The organism is Paenibacillus sp. EZ-K15 (assembly GCF_002573715.1).
Lineage (GTDB): Bacteria > Bacillota > Bacilli > Paenibacillales > Paenibacillaceae > Paenibacillus_AQ.
Map to the genome: position 1 here is coordinate 267632 of NZ_PDHM01000016.1, position 22555 is coordinate 290186.

The 22555-nt window shown below is 48.6% G+C and carries 15 protein-coding genes; all 15 read left to right on the forward strand.

Annotated features, from left to right (window positions below):
* Window positions 1-110 precede the first annotated feature (110 nt).
* Entirely contained in the window at window positions 111-257 is a 147-nt protein-coding gene (locus tag CRG97_RS33265; protein WP_202618922.1) for a hypothetical protein, read from the forward strand.
* Window positions 258-712: 455 nt separating this feature from the next.
* Entirely contained in the window at window positions 713-2629 is a 1917-nt protein-coding gene (gene thrS / locus CRG97_RS13915) for a threonine--tRNA ligase (protein WP_098743774.1), read from the forward strand.
* A gap of 67 nt (window positions 2630-2696) precedes the next feature.
* Complete coding sequence (locus CRG97_RS13920; RefSeq protein WP_237566390.1) at window positions 2697-3737, forward strand: helix-turn-helix transcriptional regulator; 1041 nt, start codon at window positions 2697-2699, stop codon at window positions 3735-3737.
* A gap of 270 nt (window positions 3738-4007) precedes the next feature.
* Window positions 4008-5468 (forward strand): MFS transporter, encoded by a 1461-nt coding sequence (locus CRG97_RS13925; protein ID WP_098743777.1) that lies wholly within the window; start codon window positions 4008-4010, stop codon window positions 5466-5468.
* Between the two features lie 76 nt (window positions 5469-5544).
* Window positions 5545-6075, forward strand: coding sequence for a ClbS/DfsB family four-helix bundle protein (locus CRG97_RS13930; protein WP_237566391.1), 531 nt, complete (start codon window positions 5545-5547; stop codon window positions 6073-6075).
* A 218-nt stretch (window positions 6076-6293) separates the two neighbouring features.
* On the forward strand, window positions 6294-7415 hold the full coding sequence (locus tag CRG97_RS13935; protein WP_098743780.1) for a glycoside hydrolase family 88 protein: 1122 nt from the start codon (window positions 6294-6296) through the stop codon (window positions 7413-7415).
* Complete coding sequence (locus CRG97_RS13940) at window positions 7405-9573, forward strand: alginate lyase family protein (RefSeq protein WP_098743782.1); 2169 nt, start codon at window positions 7405-7407, stop codon at window positions 9571-9573. Before CRG97_RS13935 ends, CRG97_RS13940 begins: the two co-directional genes overlap by 11 nt.
* Before the next feature lie 68 nt (window positions 9574-9641).
* Window positions 9642-11366, forward strand: a complete 1725-nt coding sequence (locus tag CRG97_RS13945) for a cache domain-containing sensor histidine kinase (protein ID WP_098743785.1) — start codon at window positions 9642-9644, stop codon at window positions 11364-11366.
* On the forward strand, window positions 11363-12952 hold the full coding sequence (locus CRG97_RS13950; RefSeq protein WP_098743788.1) for a response regulator transcription factor: 1590 nt from the start codon (window positions 11363-11365) through the stop codon (window positions 12950-12952). Before CRG97_RS13945 ends, CRG97_RS13950 begins: the two co-directional genes overlap by 4 nt.
* A 267-nt stretch (window positions 12953-13219) precedes the next feature.
* The gene (locus tag CRG97_RS13955) at window positions 13220-14140 is read left to right on the forward strand and encodes a carbohydrate ABC transporter permease (protein WP_076326113.1); all 921 of its coding nucleotides are present in this window, start codon (window positions 13220-13222) and stop codon (window positions 14138-14140) included.
* An 18-nt stretch (window positions 14141-14158) separates the two neighbouring features.
* Window positions 14159-14995, forward strand: coding sequence for a carbohydrate ABC transporter permease (locus CRG97_RS13960; RefSeq protein ID WP_481856200.1), 837 nt, complete (start codon window positions 14159-14161; stop codon window positions 14993-14995).
* 150 nt (window positions 14996-15145) lie between these two features.
* Window positions 15146-16528, forward strand: coding sequence for an ABC transporter substrate-binding protein (locus CRG97_RS13965; RefSeq protein ID WP_098743793.1), 1383 nt, complete (start codon window positions 15146-15148; stop codon window positions 16526-16528).
* Between the two features lie 120 nt (window positions 16529-16648).
* On the forward strand, window positions 16649-19000 hold the full coding sequence (locus CRG97_RS13970; protein WP_098743796.1) for a glycoside hydrolase family 95 protein: 2352 nt from the start codon (window positions 16649-16651) through the stop codon (window positions 18998-19000).
* Window positions 19001-19077: 77 nt separating this feature from the next.
* Window positions 19078-20337, forward strand: a complete 1260-nt coding sequence (locus CRG97_RS13975; RefSeq protein WP_098743799.1) for an alpha-L-fucosidase — start codon at window positions 19078-19080, stop codon at window positions 20335-20337.
* Between the two features lie 37 nt (window positions 20338-20374).
* Window positions 20375-22234 carry a glycoside hydrolase family 35 protein gene (locus CRG97_RS13980; protein WP_098743803.1) on the forward strand — a complete coding sequence of 620 codons (1860 nt, stop codon included), beginning with the start codon at window positions 20375-20377 and terminating at the stop codon, window positions 22232-22234.
* Window positions 22235-22555: the final 321 nt, after the last annotated feature.

Genomic DNA, 22555 nt, shown 5'->3' on the forward strand with positions numbered 1-22555 from the left:
CTTTTTTACGTTAACCACTTGAAAGTGACGCGACGTCATCTTGTAAGATGTATTTTATGATAGAAAATTACGATCTATGTCATAAATACATACAGAGGGAGATGGACGGAATGAATAAGGGAGATGTCATTATTTACGCTTGCGTCATCATCGGGGCGGGTATTGGTTTAGCGCTGGGCAGTGCGTTTCCAGGGGTTCTGGTCGGTTTAGGTGTTGGATATTTGATTAAAATGTCTATGAACAATGAAGAAAAGTGACCATGATAGAGATGCTGACATATGATATATTAGAGGAGTTTGGAAGTTATCTATCTTAACATGGATCTATCCGTCAGATGATGTTTGACAATTAGAAAAAACTGACTTATAGTACTTTACTATCAGCAACCATCAAAGACATGATTCTTGAAACGACCTGCCCAGAGAGGGAAGCGATTGGTGAAAGCTTCCTCCGTGATTGCTTCTTGAATTACCCCTTTGTAGCTGTGTTTTTGAACCCTGATCGGTCGTTCGACTATCGAGATATGGTACTAGAAAACACCGAATCATCCCCGTTACCGGATGTCTGAATGAGGATCGAAAAGAGCACGCTGGCCGTACGAGCGCTTGCAATTTTCAGATCGAATTAGGGTGGAACCACGAGCTGAACGCACTCGTCCCTTAGGGATCGAGTGCTTTTTTGCGTTCAATCAAAATTTGATGGAGTGATAACAATGTCAATTGTAGTAACGCTGCCGGACGGAAGCCAAAAGGAGTATCCCGCACAAACGACGATGAGCCACATCGCGGAATCCATTCATTCAGGTCTGAAGAAACAGGCTGTTGCAGCCAAAGTGAATGGGAAACTCGTGGATTTGGATTATGAGCTGCGTCAAGATGCGGAAGTAAGTATCATAACGCTGGATTCAGAGGATGGACTATACGTGTATCGGCACAGCGCGGCTCATCTGATGGCCCAGGCCGTTAAACGGATCTATGGCAGGAAGTCTGTCCATTTTGGGGTAGGACCGGTCATTGAGGATGGTTTTTATTACGATATGGATCTGGGGCATTCGATTACAACCGATGACTTGATTGCCATTGAGCGAGAAATGCAGAAGATCGTTCAGGAAGACCTGCCGATTATTCGCAGGGAGGTTGGTCGTCAGGAGGCAGAACGTATTTTCAAAGATGACCCATACAAGATGGAGCTGATCCGTGAATTGCCGGAGGACGAGGTCATTTCGGTGTATGAGCAGGGGGAGTTCGTTGATTTGTGCAGGGGGCCGCATCTTCCTTCTACGGGCAGAATCAAGGCATTCAAATTAATGAGTGTGGCGGGTGCTTATTGGCGGGGGAACTCGGACAATAAAATGCTGCAACGAATATACGGAACGGCGTTTCCGAAGAAGTCGCAGCTCGAGGAGCATCTATTGCTGCTGGAAGAGGCCAAGAAACGGGATCATCGGAAGCTGGGAAAAGAGCTGGGGCTCTTTATGTTCTCAGAGGAAGCGCCCGGCATGCCTTTCTTTTTGCCAAACGGGATGATCATCCGCAATGAGCTGGAGCAATTTGCAAGAGGGCTTCAATTCCATAGCGATTATGATGAAGTGCGCACGCCGCTGATGATGAACAAGCGGCTGTGGGAAATGTCCGGCCATTGGGATCACTACAAAGACAATATGTATTTCACGCAAGTGGACGAGACGGAGTATGCGCTGAAGCCGATGAATTGCCCAGGGCATATGTTAGTCTACAAAAACTCGCTGCATTCTTACAGAGAGCTGCCCATTCGTATTTCCGAATTTGGTCAGGTACACCGGCATGAGTTCTCAGGCGCTCTTAACGGCATGATGCGGGTGCGCACGTTTTGTCAGGATGATGCGCATATTTTTGTAAGACCAGATCAGATCCAGGAAGAAATCAAGCAGGTTATCGATTTTATCAGCCAGGTTTATCAAGTTTTTGGCTTTGATTATACAATCGAGTTATCGACAAGACCGGAAGATTCTATGGGCTCTGAAGAATTGTGGGAGCAGGCGGAGTCATCGCTCCAGCAGGTGCTGGATCAACTAGGGCTGCCGTACCGGATTAATGAAGGGGATGGCGCGTTTTATGGACCGAAAATCGATTTTCATATCTTGGATTCCTTAAAGCGAAGCTGGCAATGCGGCACCATCCAACTGGATTTCCAATTCCCTGAAAAATTCGATCTTTCCTATATCGGAGAAGATAACCAGAAGCATCGACCGGTTGTTATTCACCGGGCGGTATTTGGATCCATTGAGCGATTTATCGGGATTCTTACAGAGCATTACGGTGGGGCTTTCCCGATGTGGCTGGCTCCCGTACAGGTTATGATCATACCGGTGTCAGATCACTATATCGATTACTCGTTAAGGGTGAAGAAGCGTCTGGAGAATGCCGGCATACGGGTGAACGTCGATGTAAGAAATGAAAAGCTAGGTTATAAAATCCGTGAAGCGGGTCTGTTGAAAACGCCTTACACGCTGGTTCTTGGCGAGAAGGAAATGAACTCCGATCACGTATCGGTCCGTAAACGGGGCGAGGGCGAACTTGGTGAAAGCTCTATAGATCAAGTGATTGAACGGCTTCAGAAAGAGATAGCCTCAAGAGGATATGAATCCTAAGATCAAACCCTGTTTCTAATTTCTGTTGAATGACAATGGGTTGTCTTCAAGAGGTTTGGAGCGTACAATGCAGCTAACGCAAGATTACAGGGATAAGAAGGTGTCACCATTGACTTTAAATATCGTGAATGCCGAGGTTCATAGCCTTTTTGATCAGTTCACAGATCTCGTTCAGGGATCTTCCCAGTTTAGCGAATGGCAGGAGCATATCTCCGTACCACCGGCGGTGGGACAGGGAAGCATCAGGAGGACACGGATTCGTTCAGGCATGGAGATCGTAGTGACGGATATTACCTTCGCACAAGATATGAAGCTTCACATTCAGGAAGCATGCCAGCTGTTTGAGTTAAGCTACTGTTTGAACGGCGAAATTTATTGTGAGTGGAATGGAAGGGAAAGCTTCACGGGGAAGATGACAGGCAACGTTCTCTTTTTTGAGGATGAGCTGGTATATGAAGAGAAGAAGGCCGGCATTAGGCAGCATATGCTTGAGATTCGTTTGTCCCCGCAAGAGCTGCTTCATTATGCTGGAGACATCACCGAGAAACACAGGATGGAATCATGGCTGTATCGGCATAAAGGGAAAATCGACGAATATCCGAATACGCCCGCTATCCATAAATGTGTATCGGATATGGTGAACTGCAGTTATAACGGTGCGCTGAAACGGTTATACATGGAGAGCAAGGCGATGGAGCTCATCGCATTGTTTGCTGAAATTGAAGGATATGAGACCGTAGGCGGCAACCGTTTTTTAAGCCGTGACGATCTGTCGAAGCTGGAACAAGCCAGACAATTAGTCATCCATCATTTTGAACAGCCGCTATCGATTCAACAGTTAGCAAGAAGAGTTGGACTGAATGAATTCAAATTGAAAAAGGGGTTCCGCGAACGATTCGGTTTCACGATTTTCGAGCTTGTGCGCAGACAAAGAATGGAGAAGGCCATCTGGTATATGGAAACGAAAGGCTATAATGTCGGAGAAACGGCCGTATCTGTCGGCTACAGCAATGTCAGCAATTTCTCGACTACCTTCCGCAAGTATTATGGCTGTAATCCGGGAGAATATCTGAAAGCTATAGATCACAGCCGAACGTCAAGTTCTTAGAATAAATACGAAGAAGAAAAAGGGACTCTAAACATGCATCTCATGTTTGGAGTTCTTTTTTTGTAGATTCCGACTCCTTCTACAGGGAAAGAAAATACCTTTGCAGGTAGATCAAAACCCTATCTTCATTGATAATGATTATCAATTGGTTGAATTGATACGCCAAGTCTATGAAATCGACTGTGATATTTATACGAATCCGGTCAATGGGAGGGTGGCGATTGCTTTTAATCCGGACGCCGCTCATGAATATGGAAGAAGGGAGAGCCCATGAATGAAATCACTATAACAGACATGACAGCACAAAAGGCAGTCCAGCAGGCTGATCCACGCCGCTGGGTCGCTCTTATTCTGATACTGCTTCCGACTCTTCTGATCTCTCTGAACAATTATATGATGCAGGTTGCACTTCCCAATATGCAAGACAGCCTGCATGCCAGTTTTGCCGACGCACAGCTTATTTTTTCAGGGTATTCATTAGGTCTGGCTGTGGCATTGATCTTGGGCGCAAGGCTGGGTGACCTGTATGGCAGAAAACGAATGCTGCTCATTGGGGTTTTAGGTTTTACGGTAATGAGTGTTTTCGGGGGATTCGTTTCAAGTCCAATTCTATTTATTATCGTTCGCGTCATCCAGGGGTTATCGGCGGCGATGATTCAACCACAGGTCCTATCCATAATCCAGCGAACCTTTCCTCCGAGCGAAAAAGGGTTGGTTTTTGCAATCTATGGAGCGGTCATCGGGACAGGATTCACGCTTGGTTTAATCCTGGGCGGAGTTTTGGTGGATTGGAACTGGTTTGGGCTTGGCTGGCGATTGGTATTTTGGTTTAATGTGCCTTTTGGCCTCCTTGTGATTACAGGCCTGCCGATCGTCCCTGAGTCCCGCGGACCTGGAAAGCAAAGCATTGATTGGATTGGGACATTGCTGCTCATGTTCGGGTTATTCTTGCTGATTTATCCACTCACGGTGGGGCAAAAACAGGGATGGCCATCATGGACATGGGGATGCGTACTATTATCGATTCTGATTCTCCTTGCCTTTATTGTTTTGCAGAAACGGAAGGGAAAGGAGCAGGATACACCGCCGCTGATGGATCTTTCCATTTTTCGAATACGTTCTTTTCGTCGGGGAGTCTTCACGGAGATGATGATTTACCTCAGCATGTTCTCATTTTTCTTCATATTGAATTACTTTCTGCAAACAGGATTGCATTTTAATCTGAAGACAACAAGCTTGGTGTTTCTGCCCCTGGGTTTGGGATTGTTTGTTACCTCGTTGCTGTCATCCCGGATGGTCAATCGATGGGGGAACACTGTATTAAGGTCAGGCGCGCTAATTATGGGCATTAGCATACTCCTGCTTGTAGTATCACTGAATACGGATCCCATTCATTTGTTTCATATCCATAATATTCTTATCCTATCGTTGTATGGAATAGGTCTGGGTATGGCGACAACGCCGCTTGCGAATATGATTCTTAGCAGTGTACCAGCGGCATCAGCAGGAACAGGCTCGGGTTTGTTCACCACCATGATGTATTTGGCTAACGTATTGGGCGTTGCATTTATAAGCATTTTGTTCACTCACTCGCTTGGGCTGTCCCTCTCAGATGCAAGCCTGGCGGATTATGTAAGAGCCTTCTCGATCACTGCTGGAGCTAGTGGATTATTAGCTTTCATGGCTTCTATTTGCTTAGGTTTAAAGCGCTACCGGGTAGAGAGAACCTAGATGATTTTCATCACCGTACATGGCCTCAGGGCATGGTATAATTTGGATGCCCCTGTTAAGTGGGTGGAACATGTAGATGATGAAGGAGAGGGTACCGTTGCAAACGTACCAGAGCAAAGAAGCTTTAATCACTGAAATTCAAAAAACGTACAAGCTTTTTGACCAAGAATTTGATGATGTTCCAGAGGATAAAAGGAATCTTCGTATAGGCGAAGTGGACAGAACACCCCAAGAGATGATCGCCTATCAGCTCGGATGGCTAACGCTGGTGATGAGCTGGGAGAAGGATGAACTTGCGGGTAAAGAAGTTACGACGCCAACCCCTGACTATAAATGGAATCAATTGGGGGCGTTGTATCAGCAATTCTATCATACGTATGATGCATATTCTTTGGAAGAATTACGTTCGTTGATGAAGCAGAGGATAGAAGAATGGTGTGAATGGATCAACCAACTGAGTGAGGAAGAGTTATTTCATTCGGGTGTTCGCAAGTGGACGGTAACCAGTGCCAACTGGCCGATGTGGAAATGGCTGCATATCAATTCCGTCGCACCGTTCAAAAGCTTCAGAACCAAAATCAGAAAGTGGAAGAAGTACGACGGCTAGACCTATCGGTCTGTAGAACGGAACGATTCGAGGTTAACTCGGATCGTTTTTTTTGGTTGGATTCGAGCGAAAAGGAACAGGCTTGTTCCATTTTTACCGCCCTAGGGACCTGAAAGTCAAAATATTGCACATCAAGGCAAAAATCGGCTCTACAAGAACGGGGTGACTCTCCTTATCATGAATCGTAATCATGATCGATTTGAAGGGAGTAAGAGGTTATGTGGAGCAGTGCGATTAAAGACGCCGTAGAGAAAATCCGGAAGAACATGGATACTTTCGGGACAAGATTTCCCCACGTCAGTAGGGACGGAGCTTATTTGCTGAATGACAATGACGACTGGACGAACGGCTTCTGGAGCGGCCTTCTCTGGCTATGTTATGAATACACAGGTGACGAGGCCTTCAGATTGGGGGCTGTGCGAACCGTTGAAGATTTCCGCCAACGCTTTGCGGATAAGAGGGTGCTGGATCATCACGATATCGGATTTCTGTATTCCTTGTCCTCCAAAGCGGAGTGGATCGTTGATAAGAACGAGAGTGCCCGCCAGTTGACGCTTCAGGCTGCGGACTTGCTGCTGAAACGCTGGCGTCCGGGCGGAGGATATATTCAAGCCTGGGGTCCTGAAGGGGATGAACAGGAGGGTGGCCGCATCATTATCGATTGTTTGATGAATCTGCCGCTCCTGTTCTGGGCTGAACAGCAAACCGGAAAGTCCCAATATCGAGAAATTGCAATCATGCAGGCGGAGAAGACAAGGCGTTATCTGGTGCGGGGAGATGACAGTTCATACCACACTTTCTTCTTTGATCCGCATACCGGGGAGCCGATCGGAGGTGCCACGCATCAAGGCTATACGAACGGGTCGACATGGACGCGGGGACAAGCCTGGGGAGTATACGGCTTTGCACTGGCTTACCATTATACAGGAGATCATGTATACCTCGATACTTCTAAACGAATGGCAAGGTATTTCCTTGCGCACTTACCGGAGGATCATGTCGCCCTTTGGGACTTTAATGCTCCCGTAACCGCCGACACTTATCGCGACAGCTCGGCCTCCGCCATTGTGGCAGCAGGCTTGCTGGAACTGATTGGACATCTGGAGGAGGAGGATCCCGATAGAGCCGACTTTGAGCAAGGCCTGAAGGATTCCATGACCTCGCTGGTACGAAATTATTCCACGATCGGCCAAGAGGCGGAGGGACTGCTGCAGCATGGCTCTTATCATGTGCGCGGCGGATTGTCACCGGATGACTTCATGATCTGGGGAGATTATTACTACCTGGAGGCTTTGATTCGGATGGAGACAGGGAGCAAGGGGTACTGGTATGAACGCTGATGCCACGGAAGCTTCAGTGAATGCCGTATTGGCGGTCTTGAACCTGGAGGATCCCGCTATGCGTCCGATGCAGGATGCAGACGATCAAGGTCATATGCACGATATACCGTGCAAGCTGCATAAACACTTCTCTTGTCGGAAGACACCCGGATGGTGGATGAGCAGTGAGGAAAAGCAAATTATCACCGAGTATGTAAAGCGACACTGTGCGGATGAATTGGAAACCGTGATGAAGACAGCGGATGAGGTGGTGCGGCAAACCTTTCTGTTCCGCTTTCCATGGGATATGGAACGGAGCGTGATTCCCGTTACATTTGACGGTGATATTGACTGGCGCCATATTCCCGATCAAGACGTGGAGTGGGCTTATATGCTGAATCGCCACCGCTATTGGGTAGCACTGGGACAAGCGTATGCGATGACAGGCGATGAGAAGTATGCGGCGGTGTTTTGCCAGCAGCTTGAAGACTGGATCAATCGCAATCCTGTCCCTGGAGAACCAACGACGGATACGTTGACATGGCGCCCGATCGAAGCAGGCCTGCGCAGCGTGAACTGGATCAAGGCACTTCGATACATGATCGGCAGTCCATCCCTGACTCCATCGCTGCTTAGTAAAGCGCTGATTTCGCTTCACGAGCACGGGGAGTATCTGGCCGCTTCCTTCAACAGTTGGAAGCATATCAGCAACTGGGGTGTCCTGGAGACTTGCGGTTTATACCATATTGCACTGTTCTTCCCCGAATTCCGTAAGTCGGCAGGATGGCGGGAATTGGGGGAAGAGAGGCTGAAGGAGACAGCTAGACTTCAGATCATGGCGGATGGCATTCACTGGGAGCAGTCGCCAACGTACCATCATGAGGTGCTGGCTTGTTATCTTGACTGCGTTCACCTCGCCAATCTTAACGGGTTGGAGCTTGACGGTGCATTCCGTCGTACGGTCCGCGAGATGGCCAGAGCCTCTCTGTACTGGGCGAAGCCGAATCACAGGCAGCCGATGCTGGGAGACAGCGACGACAGTGATATCCGTTCCATTCTGACCTATGCCGCGTGGCTATTTGGCGATTCCGTTTTGCGCTTTGGCGGAAATGCTCGGCCGGATCATGATAATGCCTGGCTGTTCGGCATAGAGGGAATTCGGGATTACAAAGCAATGGTTCCCGCGGAGCCGCTATACCTGAGCAGAGCATTTACCCATTCCGGTCATTATACAATGCGAACGGACTGGGACGAAGAAGCGCTGTACCTTTATTTTCACTGCGGTCCACTAGGGGGAGGTCACGGACACGCCGATATGCTGCACATAGATCTCCATGCCTACGGCCGTGACCTGCTCACTGATCTTGGGAGGTACAACTATAGCGATCATACACCGCTAAGAACAGCATTAAAGGAGAGCTCGGCCCATAACACAACGGTCGTTGACGGAATCGGGTTTACCGGGGTCAAGGACACCTGGTCTTTCGATCGGATTGCCGGGCCTCTGGGCTGCAGATGGATCAGCAAGCCGGAGTTTGACTATGTTGATGGGGCGCATGACGGCTATCTCTATGGGAATGAGCCGATGTATCCGCGCAGAAGGATCATCTTTATCAAGCCATATTATTGGCTGCTGATCGACAGCTTGGTGTGCCTTGAGCAGCATACCTTTACTCAGCATTTTCATTTTCCGCATCCGCCAGGAGAAGCCTTGATGGAAGCGGAATCATTGATTTGTCGTACAAACACCCCTGGGGAAGCGAATCTATCCATTATCCCCGTAACCACAGACGGTTTGCTTGGGGAAGTGGGCGAGGGCGTCATATCCCGTGAATATAACCTGTTGGAACCTAATGCGAATGCGGCCTACTCCCGGACAGGGAAAGGTTTGATCAGCATCATGCAGGTGCTCTATCCTCATCGTCCAGGCGAAACAGCCGTTCCGCGAGTCCGTAAGGTACCTGTATATCGTCATACGGGTGAGCAGGTTCATGACGGGCAAGCTGAGGCATGCGGGGTTCAGCTCCCGGGTATGGAAGAGGAGTCTATTCTCGTTGTTAGTCACCGTGCGCCGTCCGGTCATTATGATTCTTATGTGGTCGAGGGCATGCAGATCTTCGGAGAGGTTGTGCTGATGACCCTCCAAGGCAGAAATAAGCAAGTAACCGTGATCATTTAATGAATGCTTCCAGCACAGAGGACTGATAGAATAAAGAGGACAATAGCATAAGAGAGGCGCAGAGAAAAATGTTCAAATTCACCTACTACAAACGCATCCAGCTGTCGTTTCTTTTGCTGATCTTTATACCGCTGATTGCGGTTTCTATCATTTCGTTTGTTCTGATCCGGGATACGATGGTAGAGAAGCTGCAGCTCAGCAACGAGAATTTCCTGAACGTCATGACGGATGAGCTGAGCAAGACGATTGACGATGTAACGTTTGCTTCCCATTTTATCGTGAACGATACAAATGTTCGCAATATCCTGAAGTCATTTGCAGACACGAAACGGCTGGCAACTTATCAGGATTATGTGCATTTTAGACAAATTCAGGATGTGTTTTCCCTGATCAACTCCAAGCCGCTGAATAATAACGTTCGCATGTACTTGGTCAACCGTCAGCATTTCGTCATCTCTTCCGGCACAGAGGATTTGACCGCAATTAACGGCAGTGTCGACAAGCTGATGCAGCGCGTTGATCTCAATAAACCGGAAACCCTGCAATGGCTTGGGATGGCCGGCGGCGACTCGGAAGGGAAGGGGAAGAGTTACTATATCGCCCGGGTGATCTATGACAGCCGCGAGAAGAGGCAAGTGTCCGTATTGCTCAGCGCCATTTCCGATACGTACTTCAACAGGCTGCTTGGTACGGTCGACTTTGGTAAGGTAGCTCTCCTGGATACAAACGGGGAATTCATCGCAGGCAATTCGGGGCTGATCCCGCATCATACGGAGACCAAGGGGAGTGTCCGAACGGACAGAACCATTTTGAAATCGAACTGGAAGCTGGCCTATGAGGCTTCGGAGAAAGAGTGGTCGGGGCAAATCTCCCGGACATTTTATACCGGTCTAGCCGGGGTCATTCTGCTGTTTCTCGTTTTCTCCGGGATGTCCATCCTGATCGCCAAAAGGCTGCACAGTCCGATTCTCAAGCTGCAGCGGGTTGTACGCCAGTTCGGAATGGGAAACCTCGATGTCAGACTGGAGGTCAAGGGCAAGGATGATATCGCCGAATTGGGGCAGACGCTGAATACGATGCTGGATCAATTACAGCGGCTGATTCACGATATCGAACAGGAGCAGGAACAGAAGCGGGTGATGGAGCTCGAAGCCTTGTTTATGCAGATTCGCCCTCATTTTTTGATTAACACGCTGAATTCGATCAAGTGCAGTCTGATCTTGACGAAAGATACACTTCATAGTGGAATTATTGATTCCTTGATGAGTTTGCTTCGAGCTTATCTCAAGGTCAATGAGCCGGCCACTTTACGCGAGGAATGCAAGCTGCTGGGCCATTATGTCGACATTATGAAGATCCGCAATGAAATCCCGCTTCATTTAGAGGTCGATCTGGATCCGGAAACCGAGGGGCTCATTTTGCCGAAACTTATTTTACAGCCTGTCGTTGAGAATGCCATCGTCCACGGGCTTGTCGATCATCAGACTCCACGCATTGAGATCCGTTCCCGAAGCAATCCGGACGGAGTCCGAATTGAGATTACAGACAATGGCTTCGGGGCCGATGAAGACATGCTCCAATGTCTGAACCGTAGGCTGGGAAAACCAAGCGGCGAGCAGGATGGAGCTTATGAGAGAGTGGGTCTAATGAACATCGTCCAAAGACTCCGATTGACCTTCGGACCGGAAGCGAGTTTGACACTCGCCAACCTTCCGCAGGGTGGAATGTCAGTTTCACTGTATTTGCCCCAAAGTCATCATCATGGTTTTTTACCGGAGGGAGAGGAAGAATGATGTATAGAGTAATGCTCATAGACGATGATGTTCCTATGCTCAAGGTACTGCAACAGATGATTGACTGGGAGGCAAACAATCTGCAAATTGCTGGCAGTACGTATTCCAGTGCGAAAGCGCTGCATATGTTTGAGGAATTACGTCCGGATATTGTCATTACGGATATCGGACTGCCACAGAAAAACGGCATTGAGTTGGCGGACCATTTTATTCGCGTGAAGCCGGAGGTTCGGATTATCTTCCTGACCTGTCATGAGGATTTTCATTATGCCCAGCAAGCCGTAAAGCTGCAAGCGGATGATTATTTGATCAAGGATCAGCTTACAGCTGAGCAGTTGGAGCAGAGTCTTGGCAAATCCATGCACTTGTTAAAGACGCGGGCCGGTCTGATTAATCGCGAGGCGGCGAGTTACAACAGCCAGCTCTTTCGGCAGGATTTGCTGCAAAGGGTAATCAATGGCTCACCGTCCGATGCTACTTTGGCTTATGCGGCACAGATCGGCATCTCTTGGACGTATCCGTGGTTTATGCTGGGACTGGTCAGCATTCAACTGTCCAGCTTTGACAAGCGTTTCAGACAAACAGAATTTCCACTGATTTTATACGCTGTCTACAATATCGCGACGGAATTGTCCGAATCGTATGAAGGAATTACGCCGTTCATGGAGCAGGGGAACATTGTGATTCTGCATAACTTCAGGGTAAATCTCGCACAGAATGCCAGCTTGAATCTTCATAATTATTTGCAGCGGCTGTGTTACCAGTGCGTTCACTTTCTGAAAATTCAACCAAACGTTATCGCGGTCACAGACAAAATGGAATTAAGCTCGATTGGTTCTATCTATCAGGAAATTCTCCATGGCAAGTGCGAGTTTTACGCAAATACCGACTATACGATATCCGAAATTTCGCAAATAAGGTCGCGGTGGTTTCAAGCTGCGCCACAGGGGTTTCTTGACAGCTACGTTTCAGAGCTCGAACGGATGCTCATCAAGCAGGATCTCGACGGAATACGCGCTGCGCTTCAGAAGATCGCCGGGACCGCAAAAGAGCTGTCGATTGATCCGAACGACTTTGCCAGGGACCTTTCCTCCATGCTTCGCGGTATCGAGCTGATGTTCTCCAGTCTGAAATTCGATGAGGATCTGTTTGCCTATCTTGCTTTAGCTCGCACCTTGGAGGATATGATGGAACTGGTGGAGAGAAAGCTGATCCAGATTATTGGAACCCGGCAAACGGGAGTAGGAAGCTCCCCGAATGAGCCGAAGCTGCAGGTGATCCAGCAATATATCGATCAGCATCTTGACGATAACATCACGTCGATCGATATGGCACGCTATCTGTTCTTGAATCCGAGCTATTTTTCGCGATATTTCAAACGGATGACGGGGTTGACCTTCACGGATTACGTGCATCAGTACAAAATGAAGATGGCTACCAAAATGCTCAGAATGTCTGGACAAAATCTGGAGTCTCTTGCTATGGGATTAGGTTATTCGGATCGGACGTATTTTTCAAAAGTGTTTAAAAAATACGTGGGGACCACGCCGAGCGAATATAAAGCGAAGTACACCGCGCGAAAATAAGTGGACCGCTACAGTTCAATTCACATTTACAGCAGCAAGCCGCCTGGCAAGGGCGGCTTTTTAAGATTTAAGAACGTATAAGTTTTCAGCGAAGCGTTAGCAATAATGTATTCGCATTTATATGTTTTGGGGTCCCCGCAAAGCAGCATATTTCTAATGCTGAACATAGGTCAAAATCTTGCACATGGCTGGTCATAATCCCTCCTTCTTGCCGATAGCGGATGTATTACTATAATGACAACTTACAAATTGTTGAGGTGATGCTACATGGAGGCTGTACAACAACCTGTGCCCAAGAGCCGACGGAAGTTTTGGACCCCCAAGCGGAAAGAGGCTTTGATCGGGTGGCTCTTTCTGGCCCCGGAAATCGTCGGAATGCTGCTATTAAACGTATTTGCCCTTGGATTTTCTTTGTATTTGAGCTTATCCGATTGGGATATGCTGTCGGGTGTCCAGGGTATCGAATTTACCGGACTGGATAATTTCATAAAGATGTTCCATGATCCAACCATTATGCAAGCGATAAAGAACAACTTGATCTATATGGTTCTTACGGTGCCGATCCCGATTGCGATCGCCTTGGTGCTTTCGGTATTGATTCACAACAGCGTGTTCTTCAAGAGTTATTTTAAAGTCGCGTTCTTTATTCCTTATATCTCTTCGATCATCGCAGTTGCTGCGGTGTGGAGCGCATTATTCCACCCATCGCTGGGTCCGATCAACCAGTTTCTGATGGACATCGGGATCAGCAGTCCGCCGAAATGGCTGGTCGATCCGAAAACGTCGCTCTTGGCGATTTCGATTATCAGTTCCTGGGCGGGCCTGGGTTACACGATCATAATCTACATGGCTGGGCTCACGAACATTTCGAATGAAATTTACGAAGCGGCGGATATTGACGGTGCCAGTTCGATCAAAAAGTTTTTTGCGATCACGGTTCCGATGCTCCGCCCGACGACCTTCTTCCTGTTGATTACGATGTTGATCGGCTCGTTTAAAGTGTTTGACATCATTGCCTTTTTAACGGAAGGCGGCCCGAACAATTCTTCTACCGTGCTTGTATTCCGCATCTATGAGGAAGGCTTTAAATACTACAATATGGGATACGCTTCGGCCATTTCCTGGTTGCTGTTCGCGATTATCGGTCTGATTACCGCGCTCACCTGGAAAATGAGAAATGAAGAATAAGGAGGGAGAGGAATGTACATGCAGCTGCTTCGAAAAAACGTGTCCAAAGTGGTAATCACCCTTATCATGGGGGCATTGTCCATCGTGTTTCTCGTTCCGCTTATCTGGATGATTTCCGCGGCTTTTAAATATGAGAAGGATGTTATGCGATTCCCGATTCAATGGATACCGGAAAAGGTGAATCTGGCGTACAATTTCAAGATGGTCTGGATGGGAAGAGTTCCCTTCTATGATTTCTACTTTAATTCTTTTAAAATAGCGATTATTACGACTTTAATCACACTGATTATCTCATCCATGGCAGCCTATGCGCTGACGAAGATTCGCTTCAAAGGACGGAACCTCGTCTTTATGGCCTTGCTCTCGTTCATGATCATTCCGGATCAGGCGACGCTGATCCCGCGATTTTTGCTGATTCGCTGGTTTGGCCTCTACAATACGCATGCAGCCATCATCTTCATGAGCATGTTCTCGATCTACTTCACATTCCTGCTGCGTCAGTTTATGATCGGGATCAGTGATGAATACTTGGAAGCGGCCAGAATTGACGGAGCGGGTCATATGCGGACATTTGCTTCCATTATGGTTCCGCTGTGCAAGCCTGTGCTTGCTACGGTAGCGATTATTAAATTCATTTGGACCTGGAACGATTACCAGAATCCGCTCATCTTCTTGCTGGACAAGGACTTATACACGATTCCACTGGGGATGACGCTGTTCCGTGATGACTATACCAACAACTATGCCATTATGATGATGGCGTCCGTATCGGCGATCATTCCGCTGGTCATTGTGTTCATCGCATTGCAAAAGCAGGTTATAAACGGCATTGCTTTAGGCGGGGTAAAAGGTTGATACGAAGTCTAATGTCAAAAATCAGAAGTTCGGAAAGTCAAAAATGTAATCCTAGAACCTCAAAATTGTGCACTTGATCCGCCATGCTGGTGCCTATAATGAACATGAAAACAGCACCACAACTAATTTATCTGTGCAGGGGGAAGTAAGATGAAGAAAAAAAGTAAACACAGATTATCCGTCATTCTTAGCACGATCCTGGCGAGCACCCTGGTCTTAAGCGGCTGCGGGAATTCCGGGTCTGAAAGCGGTGCCAGCAAGGACGGTGGAAGCGGTCAGACGGACAAGCAGGTTACCGTCAAGTATTACAACTGGGATAACGAAGCTCAACAGGCGGGTACGGACGCCATGCTCCAGGAATTTATGGATCAGAATCCGAATATCAAGGTCGAACATGTGGTTCTGGTTCCAGGTGATTCCGTAGAAATGTTGAAAAAGCTTGATTTCCTGATCTCATCCGGTGAAGCGATCGATGTTATTCAATTCCCAAGCTTGGGCGGAGTTCTCGAACGCGCCTCACGTGGAGCACTTGCTCCCCTGAACGAGTTCTATGAGCAGGAAAGTCTCGTTCCGGAAGACGAATACTTTGTCAATGCCAAGTTAGAAGACAAGTATTATGGCATGCAGTACACCAAGAGCATGAACTATGTGATGCTCAATAAGGATGCCCTGGATGAAGCGGGACTTGAAGTTCCGAAATTCGGCTGGACTTGGGATGATTACCGCGACTATTCCAAGAAGCTGACCAAGGGCGAAGGCGTAGACAAGCGTTACGGGTCTTACTTCCATACATGGGAGCTTTATATGAACGCTCCGGCACAAACCATGATGAAAGATCCGTTCGTATATGAGGACGGGACTACCATTCTGGCCGATCCGACTTACAAGTATTTCTTCCAGCTCCGTAAAGATATGGAGGAGACGGACAAGTCGGCCAAACCTTACAGTGACGTACTTGCCGCGAAGCTGAACTACCGTACTGAATTTTTTAATGAAGAAGCTGCTATGATTCTTACAGGCAACTTCACGATAGCGGACCCAGGCAATACCGAGCAATATCCGCATGATTTCAAAACAGCTTTCGCTCCTGTACCTGTGCCTCCTGCGGGAATGGAACCTAAAGAGTATGAAGGAAAATACTTCACCAGTGGCAGTATGCTTGCGTTGGGTGCCAATTCCACCAACAAGGAAGCATCCTTCAAGCTTATGAGATTTATGACAACAGCCGATTCGGACAACAGACTTGAGTTCTCTGGCTACAAGAAAGCGAATAACGAAGAATTGTTGACAAAGCTGGTTGCCGGTAAAGAGGATAAGTACGATATGGATTCGCTGAAATATACGCTGTTTAGCGATGAAATCCAGTATCTTGATGCAGCCAAAGTCATGATGACGGATACTTCGGAATTGACCAAGATCATTGATGACGGCTTTGCGAAATTCATGCTCAGCAACGAGCCGATTGATGAGGTTCAACAATGGATGGTCGATGAGGCTACAAAAATCATTAACGAAAAAGGCGTTGTTAAGTAATCGGGCCGGATGGAAACCGAAAGGTTGATGCTTAGCTATTGATTGGAAGGGCTGTCCTCAGTAATCATACATCTGAGGCAGCCCTTATTCTATTGAGATACTCAAAATAGGAGCAGAGCGATGATCAACGAAACTAGAAAGCTTGTAGAACAACGGCCTGCAAAGGTCTGGACGGAGGCATTTCCCGTCGGCAACGGGAGACTCGGAGCCATGGTATTTGGCGGTGTGTCCACCGAGCGGATTGGTTTGAATGAAGATTCGGTATGGTATGGCGGACCGAAGCAGCATGACAATCCAGAGGCGATACAAAAGCTGGATGATATCAGATCTCTTCTTCGCTGTGGGGAGCTGCGAGAGGGGGAGCAGTTGGCACTTACACATTTTACGAATGCTCCGCAATACTTTGGACCTTACCAGCCGCTCGGAGATCTGCTGCTTCAGTTCAAGTCCGACACATCCGAAGTTAATCAATACAGGCGGGAGCTGAATCTGAGGACGGGCGTTGCTTCCGTATGCTGGGAAGAGAACGGCATTTTCTATGACCGGGAAGTCTTTGCAAGTGCTGTTCATCAAGTCCTTGTCGTTCGTATTTCCGCATCGGAACCTGCAGCTATTCATTTATCAGCCCGGTTAAGCAGGCGCCCCTTCGATGGAAACATAAAGCGGGAAAATGAACGTACATTGGCGATGGAGGGCATATGTGGGCCGGATGGTGTTAAATACGCGGCAGTACTTCATGCCTATACGATTGGCGGCAAGTGTCAAACGGTTGGCAATTACCTCGATATCCAGTCTGCTGATGCCGTTACCTTGCTGTTCGCCGCTCAAACATCGTTTCGCTGTGATGATCCGTACCGGGAGGCGCTGCAACAAGCGGGATCCGCTGCATTGCTTCCATATGACACATTGCTGGATGAGCATATAGCTGATCATTGCGCTTTATTGGAGCGAGTAAGTCTGGAAATCGAAGCGGCTGATTCGTTGATAACTCCGGTATCGGAGGAGGGTACTTCAGAGGCAGAAGCTGCAATTGTGGATATGCCTACTTCGGAGAGATTACAGCTTTATCGGCAAGGGGTGAATGATCCTGGGCTTGAGGCGTTGTTCTATCAATATGGACGTTATTTACTGATGGCAAGCTCGAGACCGGGAAGTTTACCTGCCAATTTGCAGGGAATCTGGAACGAAAACTTCACCCCCCCTTGGGAGAGTGATTATCATCTGAACATTAATTTGCAGATGAACTATTGGATTGCCGAGACAGGCAATTTGCCGGAATGTCACGAGCCATTGTTCGATTTTATCGATCGGTTGGTCATAAACGGGCGGAAGACCGCGGCATCTCTGTATGGGGCGAGAGGGTTTACGGCGCACACATCATCGAATCTGTGGGCAGAGAGCGGCTTGTTTGGAGCATGGACACCTGCCATTTTCTGGCCGATGGGCGGGGCGTGGCTGGCCCTGCATTTATGGGAGCATTATCGCTATAATCTGTCAGAGTCATTCCTGCGTGAACGGGCTTATCCAGTACTGAAGGAGGCTTCCTTGTTCTATCTTGATTTTCTTGTTTTTGATGAGAACGGCTGTCTGGTTACTTCGCCTTCGCTCTCACCGGAGAACAGCTATATTAACGAGAAAGGACAGATTGGTTCCTTATGCTCCGGCCCTTCGATGGACTCACAAATTATATATGCATTATTTACCGCTTGTATTGAAGCAGCGGAGATTCTAGGGATGGATGAGGAATGGAGTAGACAATGGAGCGGTACACGGGCAATGCTTCCTCAGCCCCAAATCGGCCGATATGGACAGGTCATGGAATGGGCTGTCGATTATGAAGAGTTTGAGCCGGGTCATCGCCATATCTCACATTTATTCGCTCTGCATCCGGGAGAACAGATTATCCCTCATCGAATGCCCGAGCTAGGAGAAGCTGCCAGGGCAACGTTGGAACGGCGCCTGAAGTATGGCGGAGGACATACCGGTTGGAGTCAAGCGTGGATCACGAATTTCTGGTCTCGACTTGGCGAGGGAGAGAAAGCGCATGACAGTCTTCGCGAGCTGCTGGTCAAGGCAGTACATCCGAATTTGTTCGGTGACCATCCCCCTTTTCAAATTGATGCCAATTTCGGCGGAGCGGCCGCGATCCAGGAGATGTTGCTGCAGTCCCATGGCGGCGAAATTCGCTTGCTTCCCGCTCTGCCGTCCTCATGGGCAAGTGGTTCGGTGAAGGGACTCCGTGCTAGAGGCGGTTATATAGTGAATATCAGCTGGAAAGAAGGCAGGCTTGAAGCGGCTGAGATTTATTCTGAGAATTTCCGGAATTGTGTTTTATTTAGCGGGCATCAGCTTGTAATCCTTGATTCCACGCATGTTCCTGTACCGATAACATGCCTAAGCTCAGGCTCGGGTTATCAATATACGTTTGCGGCAGAGGGGGAAGAGACCTATCAGATTGTATTAAAAAGATAATGAACCGTGTGATTCACTGAATTGTTGGAATCAAGTTTCATATTGAAGCATGACTCATATGAGGGAGTGAAAAAGAGATGAATGATGATTTGAAGAAGCAATCGGATTATCTTGCTGTTTTGCCGACTCCAGAGCAGCTAGCCTGGCAGGACAGGGAGCTCGGGATGTTCTGCCATTTCGGAATTAATACGTTCTGTGACCAGGAATGGGGGGAAGGCAGGGATGATCCATCTTTGTTTAATCCGGACCGCCTGGATGCCAAGCAGTGGGTTCGGTCCGCGAAGCAAGCCGGATTCCGTTATTTCATATTGACGGCCAAGCATCATGACGGCTTTTGCCTGTGGCCGACGGCGACAACGGATTACTCCGTAGCCTCGAGTCCGTGGAAGGAAGGCCGGGGCGATGTCGTAAAAGAATGCGCGGATGCTTGCCGGGAAGAGGGCATCGGATTCGGTATTTATGTATCCCCTTGGGACAGGCACGAGCCGTGTTATGCCGACCCGCAAAAGTATGATGACTTTTATTGCAAACAATTGGAGGAGCTATTAACCGGCTATGGTCCGCTTGTGGAAATCTGGTTTGACGGCGCTGGGTCGGAAGGCCGCGAATATGATTGGCCTCGAATCATGGATCTCGTGAAAAAGCATCAGCCCAGCGCGATGGTGTTTAATATGGGTGCGCCCACGATCCGTTGGGTCGGCAATGAGGATGGCGTGGCTCCGTATCCTTGCTGGAACACAGCCGATTCTTCACGGGGCAGCATGTTCAGCGAAGAATCGCTGAGGTGGCTACCGGAGACGCCGGGCTGGGTGCCCGCGGAATGTGATGTCCCTATCCGAAAAGACCGCTGGTTCTGGCATCCAGACGAAGAACACTTGCTGTTGTCTGTTGATCAACTAATGGAAATCTATTATCGATCGGTCGGACATGGGGCAACCTTGCTGCTCAATGTCGCTCCAGACCATCGGGGGCTGCTTCCAGAAGCCGATGTAAAGCGGCTTCTGGCATTTGGCAGAGAGATCGAGCGTCGGTTTGGTCATGCCCTGGCTGAAACCTCGGGATCGGGCGAGGTCGTTGAAATGACCCTTTCCCGAGTATGCGTGATCGATCATGCCGTTGTCATGGAGGAGATCGTTTACGGAGAACGTGTAAGTCAATATGTGCTGGAAGCGTTCATCGATGGAGAGTGGCTTGAGCTTACACGCGGCAGCGCGATCGGTCACAAGAAAATCGATGCGTTCTCGCCAGTATCTACGGACAAGGTGCGTTTACGTATACTGAAATCGGCCGCAAGTCCGAAAATCAAAAAAATGGCGGTTTATCGCTGCGGGCAATAAACGTTGGATTTTATCAAGAAGTGTGGAGGGATCTGTAATGGGAATGCTCACTTGGAAGAACGGGCAATACTTGTTGAACGGGCAGCCGTACCGGATCATATCGGGAGCGATTCACTATTTCCGTGTGGTTCCTGGATATTGGGAGGACAGGCTATTAAAATTAAAGGCCTGCGGCTTCAATACCGTTGAAACTTATATTGCCTGGAATGTACACGAACCCAAAGAAGGGGAATTTAACTTTAGCGGTATGGCCGACGTCGTATCGTTTATCGAATTAGCCGGAAAATTGGGCCTGCACGTTATTGTCAGACCCAGCCCGTTCATCTGTGCGGAATGGGAATTTGGAGGATTGCCGGGATGGCTGCTTGGTTATGGGGAAGTCCGGCTTCGTTGCAGTGATCCGCTCTATTTAAGCAAGGTGGATCATTATTACGATGAGTTGATCCCAAGACTGGTTCCGCTGCTGTCCACACATGGAGGGCCGATTCTGGCCGTTCAGGTCGAAAATGAATACGGCAGTTACGGCAATGATCACGCTTATCTGGAGTATTTGCGCGCAGGACTGGTACGGCGTGGAGTGGATGTACTTCTCTTTACTTCAGATGGGCCAACCGATGAAATGCTGCTAGGCGGGTCACTTGACGATGTGCATGCGACTGTGAATTTCGGTTCCCGGGTAGAAGAATCCTTCCGCAAATACCGGGAATATCGTACGGAAGAGCCGCTGATGGTGATGGAATTCTGGAACGGCTGGTTTGATCACTGGATGGAGGACCATCATGTGCGGGATGCGGCGGATGTCGCCGGCGTACTGGATGAAATGCTTGAGAAGGGCTCCTCGATAAATATGTATATGTTCCATGGTGGAACCAACTTCGGCTTTTACAGTGGAGCGAATCACATCCAGACATATGAGCCAACGACGACAAGCTACGATTATGATGCCCCTTTGACGGAGTGGGGGGATCAGACGGAGAAATATGAGGCGGTGCGGTTGGTGCTCGGCAAGCATGGTTTTAAGCAGGGTTGTGTCTTCCCGGATCCCATTCCAAAGGTAGCCTACGGAAAGGTTGCGTTGTCTGAAATGGCAGGCCTGTTTGCGGATGCCAATTTAGAGCATCTCTCAGAACCGATACAAAGCGTATGCATCCAGCCGATGGAAAAATTCGGACAGTCCTATGGCTTTATATTGTACAGCACATTTATTCAGGGACCGCGGCAAGGACAGCAGCTGCATATTCAGGAGGTCCGGGATCGTGCCCAGGTATTTCTGGATGGTCGGCCGCTTGGCGTTATCGAACGATGGAATTCAGAGCCGCTCCATATTACCGTACCCGCAAACGGAGCGAGGCTGGATATTCTCGTCGAGAACATGGGCCGGATCAATTATGGGCCGCTTATCCACGATCCTAAGGGAATCACGGAAGGCGTGAGAATCGATAACCAGTTCCTGTATGACTGGACGATCCGGACGCTGCCGTTGGAGCCGGAAATGCTGTCCTCACTCTCTTATGAACAGGTTACGGTTAAAGGGCAGGCGGAGCAAGAAGAGCTGTCCACGCCGGAATCGGAAAACGCAGACCTGCCCGGATTTTACCGCGGACATTTTCAGGTGGAGGACATCGGGGATACGTTTCTTCGCTTTGATGGCTGGACTAAAGGTGTCGCCTGGATCAATGGCTTCAATCTCGGCCGGTACTGGAAGGCGGGGCCGCAGAGGGCGTTATATATTCCCGGCCCTTTATTGCGTAAAGGGGAAAACGAACTGGTTGTATTTGAACTGCATGGCCGTCCCGCACCTTGCGAAGTCGAACTGTCAGATCAGCCGGACCTTGGACAGACCGCGGCAGTAGACGAAGCTGTGCTCAATTTCGTACAGGATGGAGAAGATGAATAGTCCATAAAGACACGGATATATACAGTTCATCAAGTTCCATGGTGTTGTGAATGTACAAAAGAAACCGTTCCTTTCGTAATTGGGTAACACCTCCATTTTACCAAAGAACGGTTTCTTAGCGTCTAAAAGCAGGGGCAACAGCGATGGTAGGAATGATTCGTACATGGAACGTCTTCTAACAGCAAGAAGGGGGCCACCCGCAAGATCTAAGATCTTGTGGGACACCCCCTTTAACGTATGTGCCCGAAACAGGAGTCCAGGACAATGTCAGAAATGTATACGCTTTCGGTCAAAATTATCCACATCCCTATTTTTTCAACT

Excerpts from the sequence above, each read along its gene's own strand:
- CRG97_RS33265 (WP_202618922.1), top strand. The coding sequence starts at position 111 with ATGAATAAGGGAGATGTCATTATTTACGCTTGCGTCATCATCGGGGCG.
- thrS (WP_098743774.1), top strand. The coding sequence starts at position 713 with ATGTCAATTGTAGTAACGCTGCCGGACGGAAGCCAAAAGGAGTATCCC.
- CRG97_RS13920 (WP_237566390.1), top strand. The coding sequence starts at position 2,697 with ATGCAGCTAACGCAAGATTACAGGGATAAGAAGGTGTCACCATTGACT.
- CRG97_RS13925 (WP_098743777.1), top strand. The coding sequence starts at position 4,008 with ATGAATGAAATCACTATAACAGACATGACAGCACAAAAGGCAGTCCAG.
- CRG97_RS13930 (WP_237566391.1), top strand. The coding sequence starts at position 5,545 with ATGATGAAGGAGAGGGTACCGTTGCAAACGTACCAGAGCAAAGAAGCT.
- CRG97_RS13935 (WP_098743780.1), top strand. The coding sequence starts at position 6,294 with ATGTGGAGCAGTGCGATTAAAGACGCCGTAGAGAAAATCCGGAAGAAC.
- CRG97_RS13940 (WP_098743782.1), top strand. The coding sequence starts at position 7,405 with ATGAACGCTGATGCCACGGAAGCTTCAGTGAATGCCGTATTGGCGGTC.
- CRG97_RS13945 (WP_098743785.1), top strand. The coding sequence starts at position 9,642 with ATGTTCAAATTCACCTACTACAAACGCATCCAGCTGTCGTTTCTTTTG.
- CRG97_RS13950 (WP_098743788.1), top strand. The coding sequence starts at position 11,363 with ATGATGTATAGAGTAATGCTCATAGACGATGATGTTCCTATGCTCAAG.
- CRG97_RS13955 (WP_076326113.1), top strand. The coding sequence starts at position 13,220 with ATGGAGGCTGTACAACAACCTGTGCCCAAGAGCCGACGGAAGTTTTGG.
- CRG97_RS13960 (WP_481856200.1), top strand. The coding sequence starts at position 14,159 with ATGCAGCTGCTTCGAAAAAACGTGTCCAAAGTGGTAATCACCCTTATC.
- CRG97_RS13965 (WP_098743793.1), top strand. The coding sequence starts at position 15,146 with ATGAAGAAAAAAAGTAAACACAGATTATCCGTCATTCTTAGCACGATC.
- CRG97_RS13970 (WP_098743796.1), top strand. The coding sequence starts at position 16,649 with ATGATCAACGAAACTAGAAAGCTTGTAGAACAACGGCCTGCAAAGGTC.
- CRG97_RS13975 (WP_098743799.1), top strand. The coding sequence starts at position 19,078 with ATGAATGATGATTTGAAGAAGCAATCGGATTATCTTGCTGTTTTGCCG.
- CRG97_RS13980 (WP_098743803.1), top strand. The coding sequence starts at position 20,375 with ATGGGAATGCTCACTTGGAAGAACGGGCAATACTTGTTGAACGGGCAG.